This is a genomic window from Prosthecobacter sp., from assembly GCF_044222565.1.
GTDB lineage: Bacteria > Verrucomicrobiota > Verrucomicrobiia > Verrucomicrobiales > Verrucomicrobiaceae > Prosthecobacter.
This window is the reverse complement of record NZ_JBGANA010000019.1, coordinates 82,747-98,547: the sequence shown is the minus strand read 5'-3', so window position 1 is coordinate 98,547 and position 15,801 is coordinate 82,747. Positions and strand designations below refer to the sequence as shown.

The window sequence follows — 15,801 nt, the reverse complement described above, 5'->3', positions numbered from 1 at the left end:
CCCGCCCACCCCGTTCCCATTCCCCCCATGCTCCACTCCCTCCGCCTCTCCGGCTACCGCTCCCTGCGCGATCTCCGTCTCCGCCTCGGCCGCGTCACAGTCATTCGCGGAGCCAATGGCGTCGGTAAAACAAACATCTACCGCTCCCTCCGCCTCCTCTCCGCACTCGCCCGTGGCGACTTCACCGAAGCCGTTGCTACAGAAGGCGGCATGCGCAGCCTCCTCTGGGCCGGAAACAAAGAGCACGCCCGCCTCACCACCTTCTCCGCCGAAGTCATTTCCGCCGCCTTCACCTACGAGTTTGAGTGCGGCCTCCGCCCCGCCGCCCCTGGCGATCTCACCGCCTTCAAGCTCGACCCCGACATCAAGCTCGAAGCCCTCCGCAACGGCAAAAAACTCCTCGCCAAACGCACCCGCTGTCAGGTTCGCCTCGCCGACTCCAAAGGCACCATGCACACCCTCGCCGAGCCCATCGGCTCCCCAGAGTCCATGCTCGCCCTCATCCGCGACCTCGAAAGCTACCCCTCGCTCCTCCACGCACGCCTCACCCTTGAGCGCTGGCGCTTCTACCACGCCATGCGCACCGACCCCGACGCCCCAGCGCGTCGGCCAGTTCGCGGCTGCTGGTCCCCCGTCCTCGCCGAGGACGCCTCCAATCTCCCCTCCGTCATCCAGACCATCAACGAATCAAACCAAGGCATGGTATTTCATGCTGCCTTGCAGCAGGCCTTCCCCGGCTCCCGCCTCCACATCGAGTGCGGCGACTGGTTCCACCTCGCCTGGCAGGCCCACGATCTTCCCCGCACCCTCGCCGGTCACGAGCTCTCAGACGGCACCCTCCAGTTCATCACCCTCGCCGCCGTTCTCTGCAGCCCCCGCCCACCCCCGCTCCTCGTCCTCAACGAGCCCGAAACCAGCCTCAACGATTCCGTCTTCCCCGCCCTCGCCGATCTCGTCCTCGCCGCCTCAGAGCACTCCCAGATCCTCATCATCTCCCACTCCCAGCCCCTCTGCACTGCCCTCGCCACCCTCTGCAAAGTCCGCGTCCAAGAACTCACCATGCGCCACGGAGACACCCGCCTCCTCGGCCAGGAATACTCCCGCGCCTGCTACATCTTCGACGACGATGACGATGAAAGTGAGCAGCCACACGCTGCACCATAAACCCAACGCCCCTGATACCGTCCAAATGCTCGCGAGGGCAACTCAATGAGCGCCTAAAGGCACCGCGTGAGCACCCCAAGGAGCGCCGAAATGCACGCGTGAGCAACCCAAGGAGCGGCACTTGCCAAGTGCCGTCACCCAGCGCGCCGCGTCCTCCCTCTTAAGGCACCTCGCCCCTCCGGCCACCGCCACACCGTCAGTGCTTGAAAACATCGCGCAAGGCATTCAGGAGACACCGCATTTCGCGCCAGCGTTTTGGAGTGCGCCGGCCCTCCGGCGCTTTCGAATGTCTCGTGGCCCGCGCAAAGGTCCAAGTCTCTTGAGCACACCCAATCGCTGATGCCCCCATTCTGACGCCGCCTCCAGGCACAGCATTCAAGTCCTAAAACACCCACCGCCCCCGAACGGCGCACCCGTGGAGTGGTCCGCACTCTCCGAGTGCGGCATCTGGGCCTCCGCCCTCACAAAAAAACCCTGTGAATCCCTCCACCTCTCTTCCCAGCGCCAGCCCATCGTTCCGCAAAACATCAACACCGCCACCACATCACCCCTCCCAATCCGGAAAATGTTTCTACCCCGAATCTTTCTACCTCCACTCGCCATCAGCCACCCAGCACCCTCACCACCTCAAGCCCCCCTCACAGTCAAGCAACCGCCAGACCCCATAGTATCACGAAATACCACGATATTTTAGTCCATTCCATCCTCCGTTAAATCAGCAAAACGCGATCCTCGCCCCCTTCCGTACTGGGAGCGCCGGCTTCCAGCCGGCCTCGCCGCTGCTCCACAACTCGCAAGCACCCCCATTCCCCCCACGTACTCTCCCGCACACACATGAAACGCCACCTTCTCGCCCTTTTCCTCCTCCTTTTCCCCGCGCTCCTCCCTCTCCACGCTCGCGCCGAACCCACCCCCGCCATCACCGGCGAGACCGAGCACTTCCTCTACCGCATGCCTTCCAGCGATGCCCCCTACATCGACACCCAGCGGGACAACAAAGCCTTCGCCTTCAAAGGCACCCGTATCCTCCTCTCCGAGGACAACGGCGCCACCTGGCCCCACACCGCCGAATTCCCCGATGCCGAAAACATCACCTTCAGCGTCATCCTCAAAAACGGCAGCATCCTCTTCGCCACCCGCCAGCACCTCTTCCTCTCCACCGACAACCTGAAAACCCATCGCGAGATCACCGTCAAAAAATCTGACGGCACCGACTACCTCCCCCACACCCCCGTCAGGCCCGATCAACCCGGCTGGTACTTCCACTCCCTCGATGGCGAGCACTGCTTCGAAGTAGGAGGCAAAGAAATGCTCGTCTGGGGAAATTACTGCAACGTCATCGGCGGCCCCGTCCCCGTAAACATCTACTACTCCACAGACGCCGGCCAGACCGTCAAACTCGCCTACTCCTTCGGCCAGAATCCCAAGTTCCAGCAAAAAGACGCCCCACCCACCGCCCCCCTCCTTGGCGATTCGAATAACACCCTCATCGCCCGCCACGTCCACAACGTCACCTACAATCCCGCCGAGAACGCCTTCTACGCCGTCACCGGAGACATCGACCGCGGCCACGGCAACGAATGCCACTGGCTCCGCGGCACCTACAATGGCACTGCCGACAGCTGGGACTGGAAACTCCTCATCTCCGTCAATTCCAACTCCCGCTTCAAATGCGGCGGCCTCAATTTCCTCGGCGACAAACTCTACTGGATCGCCGACGCCAACGGCCCCGCCCTCGCCAACCGCCACGACCGCGGCATCTTCGTCACTTCCCCCCAGGACATCACAGACGTCTCCAAGCACACACTCCTCTTCAATCCCATGTTTGAATCCGCCAACATGATCCTGCAGGACGGCGTCTTCGTCGCCACCCACTGCGCCCCCGCATCCACTTACAAATGCGGCATCATCTGGTCCCCCGACATGGGCAAAACCTGGGCCCAGTACGACCTCAGTGAATTCGGCCCCCGCAGCGGCTGCCGCATCAACAAAAAGAACACCGACGGCTGGTTCCGCATGGACCTCCGCAAAGGCTGGATCGACCGCGCCGAAGTCCTCTTCCTCAAACCCAAGCCCCCCGCAAATAACTAAGGCCTGGAGCGCGGGCCTCCGAGCCCGCAGCACTCCGCTCATGCACAGCGCTCCCGCGTCACCCAGCGCCGTATTGTAGTACCGGCTTCAACCGGAATCCGACCACCGGCTTAGCCGAAATCCGGCCAGCGCCCTCAGACCGACTTATTGAGACTTGCATCATAGGGTGACAACATTCTTCCAAGATCAGGTCATTCCATCCACACGCGGTCTTGCTCTAATCTCCCGGAGGGAGCAGAGAAAATAGCCGGTGGTGAAGCGAGGCTCGCCGAGCGAAAACCACCGGACCCGCGGATGATGATCACAGTGCTCAAGTTCGCATGCCGGAGGTATGCGAGAAGCTTTCAGCCACCCAGCGTTCACGAGCAGCAAGCCCATCATCCTCTAGGCCTTTGCTCAAGCGAAGTAAAATCGGTTAAGAATTGGCATCCTGCATTCCAACGCTCAAGACCCGCCAATCAACGCGCCAGCGCCTTGTACTGCGGTGGCAGAGATGCACGGCGCTAGCCTGCATCGCCGACACCGCTTTCGCGGGGTGAATCGCACACTTCGTCCTCACATTGCCGCCAGCGCTGGTGGTATCGCGCCTGCCTCGCAAGACTGGCAAAATCACCACGCCGCATTCTCGATGTCGAAACACCATCACTTCCCGATCTTCAGCAACTGCCCCTCTTCAAGAGTCACCGTTCCATCCACACCATCCAACGTGTAATCGACCTTCAATTGCTTCTCGATGCCGTTGGCAGGATCGCCAAAATTCTCAGCAGTGGCTGCAACGCTCAGCGAATCTTCGATCCAGTCCGCCACCTTTTGCGTCACGTTGACCACGGCGTTGCTGGCCAGATCACCATACACCGCGTTCCGGATCACCAAACGCGGTGACTTGGCATTCGCTTCGCGTTTCACAGGCTTGAGCTCCAGGAAAGGGTTCCCAATCAGCAGAATGCCTGAGACAATGTCGCCGGGCACATGATCTCCCGGCGCATGTTCGATTTCATGGGCCTGCTTGCACGGAAGGTACGCTTTGCCCAGGTACTCTCCGGCACGCAGCCGCTCATAGATAAGGTCATCAAAACCCACGCCGCCGCTGCGCACTTGGGCGACTGCCGCCTGCCCCAGATGATTGCCGAAAACCCAGCTCAGCCCGCAGTTGGGGCCGTTGTTGTCATGCGCAGTCTTGTTCCAGTTGGCGGCGAAGCACCCATGGCTGATGGTGATGAGAGATCCCGTTTTCATCTCGGCAATCTCATGCGCAAAGAGATCCTCGTCGTCCAGCGCGTGGCCTGTTTCATCCGAGTGCAGCGCCACGCAGGTGAGCGAGTAGCTGTGCTTTTGGAAAGCCTCCAGCGCAGCCTTGTGCGTGCATTCTTTCCCCTCCAGCAGCGTCACATTCTCTGGCGCTGAAAACCGCGCGCCACCGCGCCGCTTAAACCATTCGCCTGTCCCCGGCCATTCCTCAGAGGGAACCTCCGTGCTGAAAAGCAGCGTGCGCAGTTCCGGCACCACTCTGCCGGTGTAGTAGTCGTGCGTCTTTGCAAAGAACCGCCGCAGCGCGGGTATGTCATCATCCTGCGCTTTCTCACTTGCGCGGATGTTGGCGACCCAGATCTTCAACTGCGGTGTGCCCTTGTAGGCGTCGTCCACGCCGTCCTTGTTGTTGTCCACGAACTCAAGATCGAAGTCCTCATAGTAGAGCGGATTGGGATTCGGATGCTCATGCATGAAGAACGCGTGCATCGGCATCGCCCCAATGAGGACCACCCCAGAGACGCCACTCTCCTTGTGCAAGCTCTTGATGGCCGCACGCACTTCCTGCGGAGTCTGCCAGTCGCGCACGATGAGCCTCACCTTCACCGGAAAGCGCGCCTCCACATCCGCCATGTAAGTGCTAAGCGGCTCGGCGAGCGCCTTATGCGTTGGTTCCCGCAGCAGGATCGCGATGCGTTCCGGTTCCGCTGCAAGCAAGCTCGACGCTACGAGCATCAGGTTGATGACGATAACGATGAATTTTTTCATAGGTCTTGTTCACTCCGAGGCTCCTGCCGCACCGACCGCCCAGACGCGGACCTTGGCGTTCGATCCTTGGGGAACCTTGCTGCCAGCGAAATCAATGCGCACACGGTGCTGTCCTGGTGACAAATCCTCCGCCAGCGGCAATCGGTTGGGGCTCTTTTTCAAAGGCTGCGGGTTGCCTCCATCGATGGAGAAAGTGGCAAAACGTTCCGCGTCCTCAACAATGTCGTATCCCACAAAGAGCAGCCTGCCCGCGAAACTAAACTCGATCCCGCCATCAGTCGCAGCCGGGCTTTCCCACTTGGTGCCGTCCGGGGTCTGGGTCCAGCCGCTGTTTTGAGTGGGCTTCAAGTCGGCGCCTTGGGCATAGCGACAGTTGGCAAAAAGGTCCGTGATCATCGGCGGAGGAAGATTCTCACGGCTCACTGACGCGCTGGTGGCTGCTGGCGGATTGCGATTCACGTCATTGAGCAGAGCGATCAAAAGCTCCGAAGCGAGAATGTGTCCCGTATCATTCGGATGCACCACATCGGCATACATCACCTCCCATTTGGTGCGTCCGCTGTAAATCTCCGGCCACCACGCATCGCGAAAGCTGACCATCGGCAGATCATAATGCCGGCCAAGCATGTGCTGACTCTCCTGCGCGTTTTCTCCCTTCCTCTGCATGAAGAACATCTGGACGACGGCCGGCTGCTGCGGCTCGCGCAGGATCTGCCGCAGCACGCCCTCATAGCTGCCCCAGAACATCGGCACCGGATGGTTGTCGTTCACCGCATACTCCACAATGACAAGGTCAGGCTTCTTGCTCAGCACATCCCTTTGCACCCGCATGGCACCGTAGAGCGAGTTCGTGCCGCCAATGCCTGCATTGACAAAGCGCACTTTCGCCTTGGGAAAGGTTTGCGTGAACCAATCCGCCACCCTCGCGATGTAGCGATTTTTCGGGTCCTTCGTCTGCAAGCCCCCTGCGGTGATCGATCCACCAATCGCCGCCACACAAATCTCCTCCCCTCGCCGAGCCTTCGCCATGACCGCCGCCAACCGGCTCATGTCCCCATGAGAAACCATGCCACGCTCCCTGATCGAAGGAGTGGTCACAGGTGCCTCCGCATGGACATCGGCATCAGGTTGGAACGAGATAGACGCAAGAATGGCGAGCCAGAGGCACGGAAAGCTTTTCATCGGAGAGAAGGGGAGTGCTAAAACCAAGTCCCCACATGCGCCACCCAGCCTCCAAATCAAGAGACCAGCATCCAATATTTCCGCATTTAATTAGTGCCTTATGAGTGTCCGATCGGTGGTTAAAACACTGCGCTTCAGCCTGCCTCCTGCCATTATCGGCGGAATAATCGCCTGGATTCAGCCCATTCCATTGCTCTCCATTCCCTTGCCAAAAACAAGGCCTCCGCAACTCCAGACCGTTGCCCTCCGCGGTGCATATATTCGCTTCGTTACGCCAACGATGATTCGATTCAACCAGGCAAATGGAATCCACCTTTGAATGCCATCTTGGAGCCAGGCTACGGTGCCAGCGCCGGCAGCTTCATCTCCAGCAGCCTCGCCCTCACTTTCCCCCGCAGCTTTGACCACTGCCCGGCATCCCAATACTCATCCGGCTCTTCCCCCATCTCCAAAACAGACGCCACCTGCATCGCCGCAAAATTCCTCACCTGAATTTTAAGAAAGCGAAACGCCGCACACGGCCCATCGTACTTTTTGCCATTCGTGGTTCGATTCCTGACTTCGTCGTCATCCAGAAAAGCAGCCAAAAACGCCAGCCGCAGGTCTCGACATAGCTCCTCATTATCATTACAGCCATAGCTCATCGAGTTCATCATCTCCATCCTCAGTCCTACCGTCGATCGTTTGGCGGCTTTGAGGCAGTCACTCCAAGCGCGCACATCCGAAACTTCTTTGACCACATACGTAAATGCCGCCTCAGGACAGGTCCAGTAGCGGCCATTTGCCTCCCTCGGCAGCTTGCGCAAAATCGGCAGCAGCAGTTCCAGTGTCGCAGCCTCGTCCAGCGTGGCGAGACCTTGCAGCGCGCAGTGCTTTTGTGTCAGTGAGCCATGTTTGGCAAACTCCCCCAGCGTGCTCACTCGCACATCCTTGGGAAGCGCCGCCTCCGCGATCACTCCCACAAGATGATTGGGATGAAGATCCTCAGGCGCGTGCTGCGTGAATTCGGTGCACAGAGGCGCCAGACGCTCAGGATATTTCGCCGCCAGAATCCGCAGGGGAGTCTCATTCACAGATTGGATGCGTTTGTCCTTGTATTCAAAGACGGCCGAGGCCAGCCCGTCTGCTTCGTTCACACCCTCAACACTTTTGAGCGATCCACGCAATCCCTTGAGAAGATCCTCTGCCAGCTGGCCCAGCCGCATCGGGCATTCGATGGGCCTGGCTCGTGCTCCCATGCTAAAAATCGTGCGCGCGGTGAATCGCCGGTCATTCGTCAGAAGTTCCAGCTCTGGAATGGCCGCATAGCCTCGCATCACAATCTGCCGCGCCGGTTCATGTTTCGACTCCACCTCCCCGCACGGGTTTTCCCAGATGCTGTAAAAAGCGCTTGAGCCTGGAGTCCTCGACCATCTCACCAGCAGATCCTCGACCGAGCCAGCCTTGGCAGACTTTGCTTCCACGGCCAGATCAAGCCTCTCATAGATCTCCTTCGGCGAGCCCACATACCCGTCCCTGCCCAAGACCGGGAAATCCATCAAACACGACTTCAGACGGTCACGCGCCAACTTCCACTCCATCCTGCCTTCACGGGCAGCATTCAGGAAATGAATGAAGATGGCCTCACCCAGTTGCTCCTTTTGATAATCCACATCAAAGGCCATCTCCGGTGCCCAGCGCGCCAGTCCGCCACAATAGCTCTTCCAGAGCGACTGGGCTGTTTCATTTTCACCTCTGGCACCCAGTTGAATCGCCGTAATGAAACTGTCGGAGCCCTTAAATGAAGCAAGATACCCTCCCAGCCTGGGTTTGGGTTCCTCGAGCGAAAACGTGCGGATCAAAGGCTCCGTTTTCTTGGCCACCTCGACCTCCGTCGTTTCCCATCCCCGCATCACCACCACCTGTCCTCCGGCCTTCTTCTCCAGCAAAAACGCGGGGGCGTAAAAAGCTGGGTCACGGCTGTTGGAGCCCTTGCCTGCCGTGGTCCAGCTATGCGTATGCACCAAAACAAGCGACGCATCCCCTGGCGGCTCCGGCAGTTGGTATTTCCGCATCAACGGCACCAGCCTTTCAAGATCCAAGGCCTGCCTCTCCTCCTTCTCCGCAGCCCATGCCCCCGCACCACTGAAGATCAGCAGACACAACACATCGGCCAGGCCGAATCCTTTGAAACGCATGCTCACAAAAAACATCCTCTCCGCCAGCCCCCAAAATGTCAATGCATTGATAGTGGCCCATCCCCTTTTCAAAAACAATGCCCCCTCATCTCGTCCAGCATCCCCACACCACCTCAGACCCCAAATCCGGCCTCTGAAATTTTTCTGCCCATAATTTTTCTGCCCTCACCCCATCGCAAACCAAGAACAGAGAACAGAGAACAGAGAACAGAGAACAGAGAACCAATCCCCCCTCCAGCAAGTCCCCGCCTCGCCCTCACGTAGTCTCCGCACACACATGAACCGGCACCTCCTCCTCTTCCTCCTGCTGCTGCTCCTCTCCCTCCCATCCCTCGCCGCAGACACAAAGATCACCCACCCCGCCGGTGCCGCCTCCATAGACATCACCCCCGACTACCCGGTCCGCCTCAGCGGCTACGGCAACCGCCGCGCGCCCAACACCGGCGTCTCCCAGCACATCTTCGCCAAAGCCCTCGCCCTCGGCAGTGACACCGACGACGAAGGCCCCGCCATCCTCGTCACCGTGGACAACGTCGGCGTCCCCGCCTCCATGCGCGCCGAAGTCCTGCGTCGTCTCCAAGCAGACACCAAAGCCACCGACGCCCGCTTTGCCATCTGCTCCAGCCACACCCATTGCGCACCCATGCTCATCGGCGTGCTCCCCAATCTCTTCGGCATGGACATCCCAGCGGAGCACCTTCCCGCCATCGAGCGCTACACCCGCGAACTCACCGACCACATCGAAAAAGCCGCCCGCGCCGCCCTCGCAAATAGAAAGCCCTCCACCCTCGCCTGGGGCATCGGCAAAGTCGGCTTCGCCGCCAACCGCCGCCTCTTCCAGCTCAAGCCCATCGACCACGACCTCCCCGTCCTCCGCGTCACCGGCACCGACGGCAAAGTCCGCGCCATCTTCACCAGCTACGCCTGCCATTGCACCACCATCGGCATCGATGAAATCCACGGCGACTGGGCCGGCGTCGCTCAGGAAGCCCTCCAGCGCGAATTCCCCGGAGCCATCGCCCTTACCGCCCTCGGCTGCGGTGCCGATCAAAACCCCAATCCCCGCCGCACCATGGAACTCGTCAAACAATACGGCGAAGACCTCGGAGCCGAAGCCAAGCGCATCGCCACCAGCGACCTCAAACCCCTATCCGCACCTCTGTCCTGCGAAGCCAAACAAATCGACCTCGCCTTCGACACCCTCCCCACCCGCGAAGAATGGCAGACCCTCGCCGCTTCCAAAACCCCTGCCATTTCATACCACGCCAAAAAGAATCTCGCCCGCCTCGATCGCGGCGAAAAAATCCCCACCCATCTACCCTACCTCGTCCAACGCTGGAGCTTCGGCGACGACATGGCCATGGTCTTCCTCCCCGGCGAAATCACCGTGGACTACTCCCTCCGCATCAAACGCGAATACGACCGCACCCGCATGTGGGTCAACGGCTACTCCAACGACGTTCCCTGCTACGTCCCCTCCCGCCGCGTCCTCGAAGAAGGCGGCTACGAAGGTGCCGGTGCCATGGTCTACTACGACCGCCCTACCAAGTTCGCCCCCGATGTCGAAGACCGCATCATGACCGCCGTGCAAACCGTGATGCCCAAAGAATTCCTCTCCTCAAAACCCCAGCCTCTCGAATCACCCGCCGCAATCGCTTACCCAGATCACTCCGATCTCCTCACCGTCCGCGGCCGCCCCGTCCAAACCGCCGCCGACTGGGCCGAGCGCGTCACCGACATCAAAAACAACATGCAGCAAGTCATGGGCCCCCTCCACGACACCTCCCGCTGGACCCCGCTCAACATCCAAATCATCTCCGAAGAGAAAACAGAAAAGTACCTCCGCCGCAAAATCCACTTCACCCCCGAACTCGGCGATCACGTCCCCGCATGGCTCCTCATCCCCCATGACGCATCCAAAGCACCCGCCATGCTCTGCCTCCATCAAACCACGAACATCGGCAAAGACGAACCCGCTGGCCTCGGCGGCAAGCCCTCCCTCCACTACGCCCACGAACTCGCCGAACGCGGCTACATCTGCCTCGTCCCCGACTACCCCTCCTTCGGCGAATACCCCTACGACTTCAAAACCCAGGGCGCACACCGCGCCAGCGGCTCCATGAAAGCCATCTGGAACAACCTGCGTGCCGTCGATCTCCTCCAATCATTGCCCCGGGTAAACAAAGACCGCATCGGCGTCATCGGCCACTCCCTCGGCGGCCACAACTCCCTCTTCACCGCCGTCTTCGACGACCGCATCAAAGCCGTCGTCACCAGCTGCGGCTTCACCCCCTTCCACGACTACTACGGCGGCAAAGTCGCCGGCTGGACCAGCGACCGCTACATGCCCCGCATCCGCGACGTCTACGAAAACAACGCCGACAAAATCCCCTTCGACTTCTACGAAATCCTCGCCGCCATCGCCCCCCGCGCCGTCCTCTCCAACTCACCCCTCCACGACTCCAACTTCGACATCACCGGCGTCCGCAAAGCCTTCACCAAAGCAGGAGAAATCTACACCCTCCTCAAAGCCGAAAACAACCTCACCCTCCTCACCCCCGACGCCCCCCACGACTTCCCCGAAGCCGAACGCCAAGCCGCCTACCAGTGGCTCGATCAAAAGCTAAAATAATGTCAGGCAGGAACGGCACTCAATTTAGCAACTACCTGCGCTGATGGCCGGAATGGGGTGATGCCGCATTAGACAAGTAGAACGGGCAATCCTGCCCGTGTCGAGCGCGCCGCTTCCAGAAGCAAGCGCCTTCGCCCCATGTCCCAAAGGTAGGGCTGGCTGTCCCCAGCCAGCCGCCGTCGGAGCCCATCACTTCCGAGCGAGAGGCAGCGTGTTAAGTGAAATGAGCTCCGCGGGATGCCATCGACGAACTTCGACTTATCGTTCCTCTCGACTCTGCATCTCCGTGACCAGCCACCGCACTCTTCCCCCAATACTCTCCGCAACACACCAGCCCCAAGGGGCTGCGTAATACAGCCCAGGGATGCCGAGCCTTGGCGAGTGCTTCCCTGGGCGATCGCATCAGGACCAGGAAGCAAACCCATCACTCCGTCGCACCCAGCGCTTACCAGCAGCGTCTTCAGCCAGCTCCGCTGCATCCACGCGCCGCAATCACATATCACTCCAATCCGCCGCCCCCTCTTTCTCCATCGACTCCCATTTTCAACTCTGATACCCTCCGTCCCTCACTCCTCCCACATCATGAACATAAAGCGCCTCCTCATCAGCATCATCGTTGTCTTCGTGGCCCTCTCCATCACCGACATCCTCATCCACGGCCTCTGGCTCTCACCCCTCTACGGTGCCACAAAAGAGCTCTGGCGTCCTGAAGCCGAGATGAGCAGCGGCAAATACATGGGCTGGCTCCACGCCGGCCACCTCCTCGCTGCCATCACCTTCACCACTCTCTGGGCTGTCGGCTTCGCCCAAAACGCCAAAGCCACTTGCGCCATCAAATACGGCCTCTTCATGGCCCTCTACGGCCAGACCCACACACTCATCAGCTACGCCGTCCAGCCCTTCACCCTCGAGATCGTTTGGAAATGGATCATCAGCGCCTGCGCCCAAGGCATTCTCCTCGCCCTGATCCTCTTCAAGGTGTACAAACCGAGAGCCGCATAACGCATCACTTCTTGATGAGCGTCGGCTCCGCCCAGATCGCATAATTGCTCTTCCCATCCAGCCCCCGCGAAGTCAGCCCCAGCTGCAACTCCGTCACCCCGCTCACATCACACTCCATCAGCTTCGCATTGTCCGTCCCATTCAGAGTCACACTCGTCAGCACCTTCCCATCCCCGCTCACCGTAAACTCCACCCGCCCCTTTTCGCCGAGTTCCGGATGCAGCCCCGCCAGCACCCTGAACCGCCCATAAACATCCTTCGGCAGCAAAAAAGTCAGCGGCTTCCCCATCCCCGCACTGACCCCATTTTGGAACTCCTTTTTGCTGAATCCGACACACAACTCCAGCGGAACCGCCTTGTTTCCGCCCGCCAAAATCACCCCGCTTCGCGCATGCCCCCAGTTCGGCGCGCTGAAAAACTGCGCCTGCGGATAGTACAAACTCGCTGCCTCTAAAGGAAAGAAAGCACCTATCGGCACCTCTTTGAGCATCTCCTGCTCTTCAGCGGCAAAACGCTGCATCCCGAGGCACAGAATGGTATAAACCGCATCCGCCACCACCTTGGCGTCCATCTCCGCGGCCCGCAGCTGATGCCTCACCACCGCCTCCTGGTCCCCAGCATACAGCGCCTGCATGATCGGCACCGTCGTGGTCCGCGCATTGATGATCTCCTCATGCACCCGGTGCATGAGCCTCCATGCAGCTTCATTCACCGTCGTGCCAAGCAGTGCAGGTTTATACCCTTCAATGCTCACCGTGAAATCCCCGTTCTCAATCGGCCCATGCATCAGCTGATCCTTCATCACCTCACTCGGCGGCAGAAACTGCTGCAATAGGGTGAACATGTTGTCTCCCGGCACCGTGTGCGAAGGACTGCCGTAATCTTCGATCTGATGACACACCGTCCCCATGTAGCGCGCTGCGTCTCCCTGCCTCCCCTCGCGCCACGCTGCCACCGCCTTCTCCATGAAGTAACGCATCGCCTCAAGATATTCAGGCTGCTGCGTCGGCAGGTGCAGGATCTTCAGGTAGACCTCATTCGGCACTGACTCCATCTTGGCATACTTTGCGTTTTCCTTGTCCGTAAAAACGTTGTCCGGAATCATGCAGTAGTTGTCTCCAAGCTGCTTCAATTCACCACCCAGTGCCTCCTTTTGCCACATCGGCAGCACCTCCAGCGCCCCACGTGTAATGGCATGATGCGGCTGTCCCCATCCAAAAAGGAGCGATGGAACCGCAAAGACGAAAAATGTAACAAAATGCTTCATGATGATACTAAAGTCACCCCGTGCGAAAAAGGCTAGGCGCAAACCGTAGGTTTGATGTGATCCAAAAGAAAGCCCTTCTCAAAGCATGCCTGTTTTTGCAGCTCGCTGCCACGACCTTCGCGGCAGAGCCTTCCCGTGCACTCAGCTTTGTGAATGACATCCAGCCCATCCTCACCAAGTCCGGCTGCAACGCTGGCGTGTGTCACGCCAAGGCCATTACCGGTCAGCGCGGCTTCCGCCTCAGTGTTCTCGGTTTCGAGCCAGAAGAAGACTACGAGGCCATTGTCAAACAGGGTAAGGGCCGTCGCGTTTTCCCACCCGCCCCGGAGGAAAGCCTTCTCATCACCAAAGGTGCCGCCATCGTGCCCCACACCGGCGGCAAGCACCTCGAGCCAGGCTCAGAAGATTACAAGACCCTCGTGCGCTGGATCGCCGAAGGCATGAACTACACCCACAAGGACGAGGCAAAGCTCAGCGGCATTTCCGTGGAACCAGCGCGCACCACGATGAAAATCAAAACCACGCAGCAGCTCAAGGTCACCGCACGCTACTCCGACGGCACCAGCCGCGATGTCACCCGCCAGGCTCTGTTCGAGGCCAACGACCGCGCCATGGCCGAGGCCGGCGAGCAGGGCCTTGTAAAAACCTTCGACCTTCCCGGGAATGTGGCCGTCATGGTCCGCTATGGTGGCCTCGTTTCCGTTTGCAGCGTCTCCGTTCCACTTGGTGCACCTGTTGACTCCCTCCCGCCGGTGAAGAACTTCATCGACCAGCACGTCTTCGCCAACCTGAAGCAGATCGGCGTTCCTCCTTCGCCGATCTGCGATGACTCCACCTTCCTCCGCCGCGTCTCCCTCGACATCGGCGGCCGCCTTCCCACTGAAGCAGAGACCAAAGCCTTCCTCGCCAGCCACGAACCCGACAAGCGTGACCGCGCCATTGAAGCCCTGCTCAACAGCCCGGACTACGCCGACTACTTTGCCAACAAGTGGACCGCCCTTCTCAAAAACACCCGCTCAGAAGCCGCCGACATCACCTCAAATTTCGCCTTTCATGCCTGGATGCGCGACAGCCTGCTCGCGAATACCAAATACGACCAGATCGTGCGTCAGATCCTCGCCTCCACCGGCACCATTGTCTCCAATCCGCCGGTGGCTTGGTATAAGCGCGTTAAAGAACCCACGACGCAGCTTGAGGATGTTGCGCAGCTTTTCCTCGGCGTGCGCATGCAGTGCGCGCAATGTCACCATCATCCCTTTGAGCGCTGGACCCAGGCCGAGTATTACCACCTCGCCGCCTTTTTCAGCCAGATTGGCCGCAAACCTACCGCCATTGCTGGAGAAGACCTCATTTTCCACAAGCGCGGCATCGCCCAGACCGAGCATCGTAAAACCCGAGTCATGCTCAAGCCGGCCGGTCTCGGCGAACCCGAGCTCGACATCGCCCCCGACGACGATCCCCGCCTCGCGCTGGTCGACTGGATGAGCAAGAAGGACAACCCCTTCTTCGCCAAGTCTCTCGTGAACCGCTACTGGAAGCACTTCTTCAAACGCGGCCTTGTGGAACCCGAGGACGATCTGCGCGACACCAACCCGCCCACCAACCCGGAACTCTTTGACGCCCTGGCCAAAAGTTTCACGGACAGCGGTTACGACCTCAAGGCACTCGTGCGCACCATGGTGCAGAGCCACGCCTATCAGCTTAGCTCCATTCCAAACCAGCACAACGGCATCGACCTTCAGGCCTACTCCCATTATTACCCGAAACGCATGACCGCCGAAGTCATGCTCGACAGCATCGACATGGTCACCGGCGCCAAGTCCGACTTTGCCGACCTGCCCGCCGGCACACGCGCCATTTCACTGCCGGACAACAGCTACAACCGTGCTTCGCCATTCCTGAAGGTCTTCGGCCGTCCCGAAGGTGCCAGTGTTTGTGAATGCGAGCGCGTGCAGTCCGCCAGCCTCGCGCAGAGCCTGCACCTCATGAATGCCTCCGATGTGAAGGCCAAGCTCACCGCCAGCGGTGGTCGCGCTGAAACCTTGAGCAAGGCCGAGATGCCCGAGCCCAAGCGCATCCGCGAGCTGTACCTCGCCGCGTTCTCCCGCGAACCCACCGCCGATGAAGTGCATATCAGTGAATCTTACGTCCTCAAGCCGCGCAACGATGCAACAGGCAAACCGCTCGATTCCCAGCGCGCCAGACGCAACGGCTACGAAGACCTCCTCTGGGCGCTGCTGAACACCAAAGAGTTCCTCTACAATCACTGA

At 59.8% G+C, this 15,801-nt stretch carries 9 protein-coding genes; 5 read left to right on the top strand and 4 right to left on the bottom strand.

The genetic code is table 11. The annotated features are described in order from the left end of the window. Positions 1 to 27 precede the first annotated feature (27 nt). Together ACILSR_RS23860 and ACILSR_RS23855 are read left to right on the top strand one after the other, a co-directional pair. Positions 28 to 1,164, top strand: a complete 1,137-nt coding sequence (locus tag ACILSR_RS23860; RefSeq protein ID WP_395752316.1) for an AAA family ATPase — start codon at positions 28 to 30, stop codon at positions 1,162 to 1,164. An 834-nt stretch (positions 1,165 to 1,998) separates the two neighbouring features. Continuing rightward, on the top strand, positions 1,999 to 3,255 hold the full coding sequence (locus ACILSR_RS23855; protein WP_395752315.1) for a hypothetical protein: 1,257 nt from the start codon (positions 1,999 to 2,001) through the stop codon (positions 3,253 to 3,255). A gap of 642 nt (positions 3,256 to 3,897) precedes the next feature. Here ACILSR_RS23855 and ACILSR_RS23850 read toward each other — a convergent pair. The 3 genes from ACILSR_RS23850 to ACILSR_RS23840 all read right to left on the bottom strand — a co-directional run bounded on the left by ACILSR_RS23850 (position 3,898) and on the right by ACILSR_RS23840 (position 8,630). Then, the gene (locus ACILSR_RS23850; RefSeq protein ID WP_395752314.1) at positions 3,898 to 5,271 is read right to left on the bottom strand and encodes a hypothetical protein; all 1,374 of its coding nucleotides are present in this window, start codon (positions 5,269 to 5,271) and stop codon (positions 3,898 to 3,900) included. Positions 5,272 to 5,280: 9 nt separating this feature from the next. After that, positions 5,281 to 6,453, bottom strand: coding sequence for a GDSL-type esterase/lipase family protein (locus ACILSR_RS23845; protein WP_395752313.1), 1,173 nt, complete (start codon positions 6,451 to 6,453; stop codon positions 5,281 to 5,283). Between the two features lie 338 nt (positions 6,454 to 6,791). Continuing rightward, positions 6,792 to 8,630, bottom strand: a complete 1,839-nt coding sequence (locus ACILSR_RS23840) for a hypothetical protein (RefSeq protein WP_395752312.1) — start codon at positions 8,628 to 8,630, stop codon at positions 6,792 to 6,794. 277 nt (positions 8,631 to 8,907) lie between these two features. Between ACILSR_RS23840 and ACILSR_RS23835 the strand changes: the two genes are divergently transcribed. Then, on the top strand, positions 8,908 to 11,262 hold the full coding sequence (locus tag ACILSR_RS23835) for a neutral/alkaline non-lysosomal ceramidase N-terminal domain-containing protein (protein WP_395752311.1): 2,355 nt from the start codon (positions 8,908 to 8,910) through the stop codon (positions 11,260 to 11,262). Between the two features lie 582 nt (positions 11,263 to 11,844). Next, positions 11,845 to 12,264, top strand: a complete 420-nt coding sequence (locus tag ACILSR_RS23830; RefSeq protein WP_395752310.1) for a hypothetical protein — start codon at positions 11,845 to 11,847, stop codon at positions 12,262 to 12,264. A gap of 4 nt (positions 12,265 to 12,268) precedes the next feature. Here ACILSR_RS23830 and ACILSR_RS23825 read toward each other — a convergent pair whose 3' ends face one another. Next, on the bottom strand, positions 12,269 to 13,531 hold the full coding sequence (locus ACILSR_RS23825; RefSeq protein WP_395752309.1) for an NPCBM/NEW2 domain-containing protein: 1,263 nt from the start codon (positions 13,529 to 13,531) through the stop codon (positions 12,269 to 12,271). Positions 13,532 to 13,587: 56 nt separating this feature from the next. Here ACILSR_RS23825 and ACILSR_RS23820 point away from each other — a divergent pair, with 56 nt between their 5' ends. Continuing rightward, entirely contained in the window at positions 13,588 to 15,801 is a 2,214-nt protein-coding gene (locus ACILSR_RS23820) for a DUF1553 domain-containing protein (protein WP_395752308.1), read from the top strand.